4 protein-coding genes and 3 pseudogenes are annotated in these 8,323 nt (G+C 66.2%); 4 read left to right on the forward strand and 3 right to left on the reverse strand.

Annotated features, from left to right (window positions below):
* Positions 1-91 precede the first annotated feature (91 nt).
* Positions 92-2,011, forward strand: a pseudogene (locus tag ACIP5O_RS36705) (SpoIIE family protein phosphatase); the annotation flags it as partial.
* A gap of 499 nt (positions 2,012-2,510) precedes the next feature.
* Entirely contained in the window at positions 2,511-3,713 is a 1,203-nt protein-coding gene (locus ACIP5O_RS36710) for an ABC transporter substrate-binding protein (protein WP_401302180.1), read from the forward strand.
* 73 nt (positions 3,714-3,786) lie between these two features.
* Here the strand turns inward: ACIP5O_RS36710 and ACIP5O_RS36715 are convergent.
* Positions 3,787-4,349 (reverse strand): annotated as a pseudogene (locus ACIP5O_RS36715) (transposase family protein); the annotation flags it as partial.
* Positions 4,350-4,380: 31 nt separating this feature from the next.
* Positions 4,381-5,364 carry a hypothetical protein gene (locus ACIP5O_RS36720; RefSeq protein ID WP_401302172.1) on the reverse strand — a complete coding sequence of 328 codons (984 nt, stop codon included), beginning with the start codon at positions 5,362-5,364 and terminating at the stop codon, positions 4,381-4,383.
* Between the two features lie 926 nt (positions 5,365-6,290).
* On the opposite strand from ACIP5O_RS36720, the gene ACIP5O_RS36725 reads away from it, so the two are divergent.
* Both ACIP5O_RS36725 and ACIP5O_RS36730 read left to right on the forward strand, forming a co-directional pair.
* Positions 6,291-7,268 (forward strand): glutaminase, encoded by a 978-nt coding sequence (locus ACIP5O_RS36725; protein ID WP_401302174.1) that lies wholly within the window; start codon positions 6,291-6,293, stop codon positions 7,266-7,268.
* A 225-nt stretch (positions 7,269-7,493) separates the two neighbouring features.
* A pseudogene (locus ACIP5O_RS36730) lies at positions 7,494-7,913 on the forward strand (transposase family protein); the annotation flags it as partial.
* Positions 7,914-8,080: 167 nt separating this feature from the next.
* Here the strand turns inward: ACIP5O_RS36730 and ACIP5O_RS36735 are convergent.
* On the reverse strand, positions 8,081-8,323 hold a 243-nt coding region (locus tag ACIP5O_RS36735; RefSeq protein ID WP_401302177.1), incomplete at its 5' end, for a helix-turn-helix transcriptional regulator.

The following is an 8,323-nucleotide window of genomic DNA, read 5'->3' on the forward strand; positions in this document are numbered from 1 at the left end:
CACTCGCTACGACAAAACCCGAGAGTCCTACCAGGCGGCCGTCACCATCGCATCCCTCTTCCTCTGGCTCAACCCTCTTTGAAGACACCGCCTAGGGCTGGAGCCCCGTACCGCCGAGCTGCTGGTATCCGACCGCATTGCCACCGATGAAGTACATCTGGCGGAAGACCGACTGCTGGCCCTCAACAAGCGGCACGCCAACCACAACGGCAAGGAGGCCGTGAGCGCGGTAACGTTGCGTGACACCACGGAACTGCAGTCACTGGCGGGACGGGCCGAAGTGGCACGCGGGCGACTGCGACTGCTCTATGACGCAGGAGTGCGGATCGGTTCCACCTTGGATGTGGTGCGAACCGCTGAAGAGCTGGCTGCGGTAACGGTCCCCCGGTTCGCCGACATCGTTACTGTCGAGCTGCTGGACTCTGTCCTAAGCGGTGGGGAAGTGGGCGCTGCAAGCACCGAAATGCGACGAACGGCCGTTGCCGGCCTGGAGCCGGGCCACCCGCTGTACGCCGTCGGGGAGCTGATCCGTTTCGCGCCTGGCACACCTATGGCAGCGGGTGTGGAGCAGGGGCACTCCGTGCTGAAGTCAGACCTGACCAGCTCGACCGACTGGCGGGCGCAGGATCCCGAGCGCGCCCAGCGCGTCCTGGACTACGGTGTGCACTCCCTGCTCGTGGTCCCCCTGCGCGCCCGGGGGGTGGTACTGGGGCTGGTGGATTTCTGGCGAACCAGGGAGTCTTTGCCTTTCGAGGACGAAGACATGTCCTTCGCCGAGGAACTGGCCGGCCGGGCCGCGGTGTGTATCGACAATGCCCGGCGCTTCACCCGCGAACACGCAACTGCAGTGACGCTGCAGCGCAGCTTGATGCCTCGGGGCCTGCCAGAGCAGGATGCCTTGGAGGCGGCTCACCGCTACCTGCCCGCCCAGGCCGGCGTTGGCGGGGACTGGTTCGACGTCATCCCCCTTCCGGGCGCCCGGGTCGCGCTGGTGGTCGGCGATGTCGTCGGCCACGGTCTGCACGCGGCAGCCACCATGGGCCGCCTGCGTATCGCGGTGCACAACTTCTCAGCCCTGGACCTCTCCCCGGATGAGCTGCTGGGCCACTTGGACGAGCTGGTGACACGTATCGACGTTCAGGATGAGGGAGCCGACGACGAACAGATGATCACCGGAGCCACCTGCCTGTACGTCATCTACGACTCGGTCTCCGGGCGGGTCACCGTGGCCACGGCCGGCCATCTGCCGCCAGCTGTGGTGCTCCCCGACGGCACCGCGGAGTTTCTGTGCCCGCCGGTCTCCCCGCCACTGGGCCTGGGCGCGGGTCTGCCCGTCGAGACCGCAGAGCTGACCCTGCCCGAGGGGTCCCGGCTGGTGCTCTACACCGACGGGCTGGTGGAGGACCCCAGCCGCGAACTGGATGCAGGACTGGAAGAGTTGCTCGCAGTTCTCAGCGGGCCGGAGCACACACCGGAAGCCACCTGCTCCGCTGTGATCGAGTCGGTGCTTCCCACCAGGCCCCGCGATGATGTCGCGCTGCTTGTGGCGCGGACCCGGCGGCTGGACCCGGTGCACGTCGCCGAGTGGGACGTCTCCCGCGACCCGGCAGCGGTAGGCCCGGTCCGCGCCGCGTGTGTCCGCCAGCTGGCGGACTGGGAGCTGGAGCACATCGCCTTCGGCACCGAACTCATTCTCAGCGAACTGATCACCAATGCCGTCCGCTACGGCACCGACCCCATCCGCGTGCGACTGCTCCACGCTCATGCCTTGATCTGTGAGGTCTCCGACGGCAGCAGTACCTCTCCGCACATCCGGCGGGCCAAGGACACCGACGAGGGCGGTCGCGGGCTCTTCCTCGTCGCCCAGTTCGCCGAACAATGGGGCACCCGCTACTCCCCCCGAGGCAAGACCATCTGGACCGCGCAACCGCTCGGCGCCGACACGATGCCCACCGGGGAAAACCTGGGAGAGATGCTCCTCAGTCAATGGGACGAAGACCCGGAACCATGAGCGCCTGAAGCGGTACCCGCAGTCGGCCTAGGAGCAAGCCCGCTCGTCACGAAGTGTTACCGACGTTACTGGCCCAAGGCCCTGAATCTGCAAGGAGGTCCGTACAAGTAGAACGACGACTGGGGCAATCCACCCCGCGCATAAGGGGCGTGGAGACGGTGTCGGCCGAGACATCTATCGGCGAGCCCAAGGGGGCGGGGGTCCCGATGGCCGGCCCGGACTGCTGTCCCACCGCTCGGGCTACGCCACCGAAGTCGGGCTTGAGCCGGACAACGGACGCGACCGCACGGACCGTCGCCCCTGCGGCTACTGCCCACCCGGCAGCTGCCGACGTCGACGGCTGCACGGGAGGCTGCGGCATGGCCTCTGGACGAACTGGCCCTGAGCACCGGCACAACAGTCGATGCGGAGGATGTAGATAAATCCCCGTCCAGTTAAAGAATTCGATCAAACTCTGCTGATCCTCTGCATGCACTTCAAGACCTTACCCGGACGTAGAATGGAAGACGCTAGTTCTCGTCGGTTCCCAGTCGCCAATCTCCCCTCATCCAGTCTCCCTGGAGACGCCGTGGCCATACATCGCGCAGTTACCTTCACCCTCTGCCTCTGCTTCGCGGCAGCCGGAAGCGCCGCCTGCGAAAAGGAAAGTGAGCCTCGTTCCCTGGCGCCGTCGGTTGCGACTTCCGCAGCGGAGGCCGGCGGCATGGATAAGCTGATCCGGGCGGCACAGAAGGAAGGCCGTCTGAACACCATCACACTGCTGCGCCACTGGGCGAACTATGGCGGACTGATCGATGGGTTTGAGAAGAAGTACGGAATCAAGGTCATTGTCGACGATGCGAACGGCGACAGCCAGGACGAGATCAACGCGATCAAGCGCTATCGCGGCCAGGAACGGGCACCCGATGTGATCGACGTCGGCAACCCCTTTGCCCAGTCCGCAGCCCGGCAAGGCCTGCTCGCCACATACCGGGTCACTGCCTATGATCAGATCGCAACAAATCAGAAAGACCCCCAGGCCCGCTGGTATCACGACTACGGGGGCTACATGTCGATCGGCTGCGATGCCGCCCGTGTCAAATCCTGCCCTCTAACCTTCGCCGACCTGCTCAAACCGCAGTACAAAGGCATGGTCGCCCTGAACGGCGGTGACCCGACCACGGCCGAGTCGGCTTTCGCCGGCGTGTACGCCGCCGCCCTGGCCAATGGCGGATCATTCAACGACATTCAGCCGGGTCTCGACTTCTTCGGGAAACTCGTCAGGGCAGGAAATTATAATCCCGGTAACCCTGTGCCAGCATCGATCGCCAGAGGTGACACCCCCATCTCTATCAACTGGGACTTTCTCAATCTCCAGCATGTCGACGCTCTCCGCAGTAAAGGTGTTGACTGGAAGGTGTCCATCCCGTTCGACAGCAGCTTCTCCCAGTACTACGCTCAGGCGATTAACAAGGACGCCCCTCACCCGGCAGCGGCGCGACTTTGGGAGGAGTACCTCGCGAGCCCCGAGGGACAGAACCTCCGGCTCGCGTACTATGCACGCCCTGTCTTGATGGATTCCATGAAAAAAAACGGCACCCTCGACAAGCGCCTGGCAGCTAAATTGCCGACCGTGGAAGGAAGGCCTTCCTTTCCAAGCGAGACGCAACTTGATAAAGCCCAGCGTGTCGTCGACAATAAATGGCGCGATGCTGTCTCGTAATATTGCAGCCAGCTCTCCAGCCCTGCTCATCTTAGAGGATCAAAGAAGGAGTTGGATGCGTCAGTGAGCTTTCTCAGCGTTGCCGCTCCAGCGTGAGGACGGCTGCGGCGGTAGCCGTCATTCGGTTGGGGCTGCAGTGGGCTCTGCGGAAGATTCTCAAGGTCTTGAGTCTCGCGACACTGCGTTCGACCGGTGCTCGTGCCGCTCACAGGGCCCGGTTGATCGTCTACTAGGTCGTGGACAGGTCCTGGCGGGGAAGCCGTCTGATCGGTGCAGTCACCCAGGGGCCGGCCCCAATGTAGGCGCGGTCGGCCAGGATCGGGACTCCCTGGCGTTCGCAGATCCGGATAATGCGGGGGATGCGGACCGCGCTCAGGTCTCAGGTGCAGCCCGGCAGTGCGGATGAGACCCACAGCAGCTCGCCCGCAGGATTGGCGGCGACCTGCACGTTCACGCCGTAGCGGCGGCCCCGTCGAGTAGGACGTGATCGGGATCGGCTTCCCGCAGGACACGCAGCAGGCCGGGTGGCCGGCGGGACAGGTACTCGATGACGGCCGTAACGTAGGCATGCGCGGCGCCGACGGATATACCGAAGCCGATGGCAATCTGCGCGAGTGCATCGTGCCGCCGCAGGTAGAACCAGGTCGACGAGAGCCCCGGCGGACCCTTACAGCCAGCCTTCCGTACGGGCGTGCAGTCCGAGCTGGAAGCGGGAGGAGGCGCCGGCCAGTGACATCAGGCGCTCGACGGCACGGGCCAGCGTTCGTTTGCTGATGTTCAGGTTGCGGGCGGCCGCCTCGTCGGAGACGCCTGCCGCCAGCAGGGCGAGCAGGCGCCGGTCCACCGGGCGCAGCACAGTCTCTCCTTCGTTCCGGGCCGGGCCCAGGGGCCGGGCGGCCTTCCACGCGGACTCGAAAAGCGCGGAGAGGGCCGGCAGGAGGCTACAGCGATGGACCAGGAGCGCTCCGTGGTGGGTGTCGGCGTGCATGGAGCTGAGCGAGACCAGGGCCAGGCGGTCGTCGACCAGCATCATCTTCGCCGGTACGGAGGGGGCTGAACGGGCTTCTTCTCCCGCGGCGACACAGGGGAGGATGTTCTGCTGGTAGCGCTCGGTGTCCTCTACGGTGCTCTGCGCGTACAGCACGCGGTAGGAAACCCCGCGGGCCAGGTTGTCGATCTCGATGGGGTTGGCGATGGACGGCGCCCCGTATGGCGCGGTGTCGAAGCTCCGCACCTGGGTGACGACGCCACGTTCCAGCTCGACAACTGTCCGTTGGAGGGATGCCTGCTCGATCACTTCCACCGTAGGCGCGCTCGGCGCCAGGCTGTGCGTCCGGCGATAGGAGTCGTAGGACGCGACAGCCGCGGTGACGGCGGCGGTAAGACGTGCCTGCTGCTGGGAGGCCAGCAGTTGGAGTCCCGCCGTCGGATCGAGAGGGACGACGGGGTCGTCGGCCTGATGCGGGGGAGCCAGCAAAGCCGACGACACCAGCTGTTCGAGGGCTTCCCGCAGGCGGGGACCGGGCACTTCGAGATCCGCGCCCAGCTGCTCGGGCGTCAGGGGTCCGGTGTCCAACAGGTACCGATACGCCCGGGCGGCCAGCGGCGAGAGGCCGAATGAGCCGAGTTGCGATTCCGTGACGGGAGACATGTTCGTTCTACTCCTGTTGCGCTGCGCCCCCCGACAACGCCCTGAGCGGCGTAATAGTGCCGGTGGCACCTTTCCGCCGCCCCCTGGGCAGTAGCGAGTGTATAAAGAAACCACCGGACAGAGGAAGTTCTAGCTTCCTGCAAATGCACCTGTCGAGTCATGCGCGACACACGGTCGCATGACCTGTCGTCCCGCTGCCAGGCGATCCCTGGACGGGACTGCCGGTGCCGGGGGGCACCGAAACCGCACTCTGCTCTCGATCCGCCGATTCCCCCAAAGAAGCGGATCGAGAGCAGAACCCTATTCTTTCCGGGCCTGCTTGCTTTGAGGGCGGAACCGTTACCGGCCAACCTGCGCCCTCGCATACCTACGTGAAGCAGCGGCCGTATAGAGCGAAAAAGGGAGAGGGCGCCATGACCATGCCCTATTTCCAGGTCAATGTTCCCACCAGAAGTGCCACGCACCCGGAGCGGCGCGGCCTTCACCTGTTCACTGGCCCTGCGGCTTGCGAACAGGAGGCCCTGCGGATCGCTCGTGAAACATGCGAAGCAGCGCTCGACGCACAGGCCGCCGGCTCGCGCATGCCCCGCAGGAAGTACGGCAGCTGGGGAGCAAGCGGAATACGCCCCGGCTGGGACTTCGACTGGGCGGCGGCATCCGTGAGGTGTTGGGACGACATCCATCTCTTCGGATTTGCGACCAGAGACTCCTTTGCGCACCCGTACGACGAGCGAGCCTGCTGAACGAGATCCGGTCGGTATACCTGGATCGCGCCCAGCCCCTTCCCCCGCACAAACGCCGAGCGGGCGGGGCTGCCGGACGAGAGCCCCTCGGCCCCGGCATCCGAAAGACTTCAGCAGCTCCGGGACCGGCCCGGTTCCTACTCGTACAGCTCCACGCATCTTTCCACCGCCGAGGAACCTGCCATGTTTCACCCCGCCGCCTCCGCCCTCGCCAGCATCCTCAGTACTCCCACCCGGCTCACTCGGGCCGGTCGTTTCGAAGCCGTGCTGAACCACATCGCGGAGGAAGTGGAGGGACTCGCCGACCGGGGCAGGCCGGCCGACTACATTCCCCTGCTCGCCGAGGTCGACCCGCGGCACTTCGGCATGGCCGTCGCGGAGGCGGACGGGACGGTCTACGGTGTCGGCGACTGGAAACGGCCCTTCTCAACGCAGTCGATCACCAAGGTCTTCACCTTGGCCCTGGCGTTGTCCCTGGAGGGCGAGCACCTGTGGCGGGGCGTGGGCCGGGAGCCTTCGGGAAACCCCTTCAACTCCCTGGTACAGCTGGAACACGAGAACGGCGTGCCGCGCAACCCGTTCATCAACGCCGGCGCCCTGGTGGTGACCGACCGGCTCCAGGCCCTCACCGCGGACGCCGCCGGCCGGGCACTGGAGCTGCTGCGTACCGAGAGCGGCAACCCGACGATTGACTTCGTGCCGGAAGTCGCCGCCTGCGAAGCGACCCACGGAGGCCGTAACGCCGCGCTGGCGCACTTCATGGCCTCCTGCGGCAACCTCACCACCCCGGTGCCCGACCTGCTCGCCGCCTACTTCTGGCAGTGCTCGATCGCCGCGTCCTGCAAGGACCTGGCCCTCGCCGCCGGTTTCCTCGCGCGGCACGGGACCCGGACCGACGGCTCGGCCCTGCTGACCAAGAGCCAGGCCAAGCAGATCAATGCCATGATGCTCACCTGTGGCACGTACGACGCCGCTGGAGAGTTCGCCTATCGCGTCGGCCTGCCGGGAAAAAGCGGTGTGGGCGGCGGAATCATCGCGATCGTGCCCGGAGTCTGCACCCTGTGCGTATGGAGCCCCGGGCTGGACCGACGCGGAAACTCCGTCGCCGGCGTCCTGGCCCTCGACCGCTTCACCACACTCACCGGGTTGTCCGTTTTCTGAACACCCCCTCCCCTCGGTTCCGCGTGACACCGTTGCTGGATCACAGACATGCTGTGTGAGACCGTGAGCGACACCCTGCGGTCTCCGGCAGCCGGTCGGAGCATCAGCACTGAGCCTTTTCCAAGCTGGCGGTGTCGAAAGGGAGTTGGACAGTCCTGCACAACGAAGAAGTTCCTGGTGGACGGGTTCTCGGCCAAGATCACCCATGTCCGCGAGGAGCTTCGCGTGCTCGTCCACCCGTCCTCGATCGACCTGTCCAGCCGCACCTTGCGGTTCCTGACCGGACAACTGACAGCCAGCCGGGCGAAGACCGGCACACGGTGGCGGCGACTGCCGGTCGGCCGGCAGGCCCTCCTGGCTTTGGCCCACCTGCGGTGCGGCGACACCTGCGCCTAGCTCGCCACGGGTTTCGGTGTCGGGATCACAACCGTGTTTCGCCACATACGCGAAGCCGTCGAAGCCCTGTCCGCCCTCGCCCCGGCCCCCAGCGAGGCGATGAGAACGATCCGGACGAAGGCGTTCGTCATCCTCGACAGCACCCTGCTTCCGATCGACCGCATCGCCCCCCACACCCCGTACTACTCGGGAAAGCACAAACGCCACGGCATGAGCATCCAGGTCCTGGCCGACCCACCCGGGCAGTTGGAGGGCGCGGGCTGCGCTCCGGTTGCGTGTTCGAATGGGTAGCTGCGGGCGCCCAGGAGCGAGACAGGGCAGGTGTCCCCGGCAGTGAAGGGAGGCTCGCACGGACGGCTCGTTTGCGCGGTCGTTCCGGAGGAGCTGGTGCCATCGAGCGGTTGCAGCGCCTCGCCTCAAGAGTTGTCCTCCAGCCGGTGGGCGAGGTCGCGGCGGGAGAGCGCGCCGGTCTTGCGCATGGCGCGGGCGATGTGCTGCTCCACCGTCCGGGGGGAGAGGTGCAGGGTCGCGGCGATCTCCCGGTTGGTCAGGCCGGAGGCCGCGAGCTGGGCCACCTCCGCCTCCCGGGGGGACAGTCCGTCGGCGTGCGAGGGGCGGCCGGGAGGGCGGCCCTTCTTCGCCGGCAGGCGCGTGCGCAG

The sequence above is a fragment of the Streptomyces sp. NPDC088915 genome, from assembly GCF_044749825.1.
Lineage (GTDB): Bacteria > Actinomycetota > Actinomycetes > Streptomycetales > Streptomycetaceae > Streptomyces.

Excerpts from the sequence above, each read along its gene's own strand:
- ACIP5O_RS36710 (WP_401302180.1), top strand. The coding sequence starts at position 2,511 with ATGGAAGACGCTAGTTCTCGTCGGTTCCCAGTCGCCAATCTCCCCTCA.
- ACIP5O_RS36720 (WP_401302172.1), bottom strand. The coding sequence starts at position 5,364 with ATGTCTCCCGTCACGGAATCGCAACTCGGCTCATTCGGCCTCTCGCCG.
- ACIP5O_RS36725 (WP_401302174.1), top strand. The coding sequence starts at position 6,291 with ATGTTTCACCCCGCCGCCTCCGCCCTCGCCAGCATCCTCAGTACTCCC.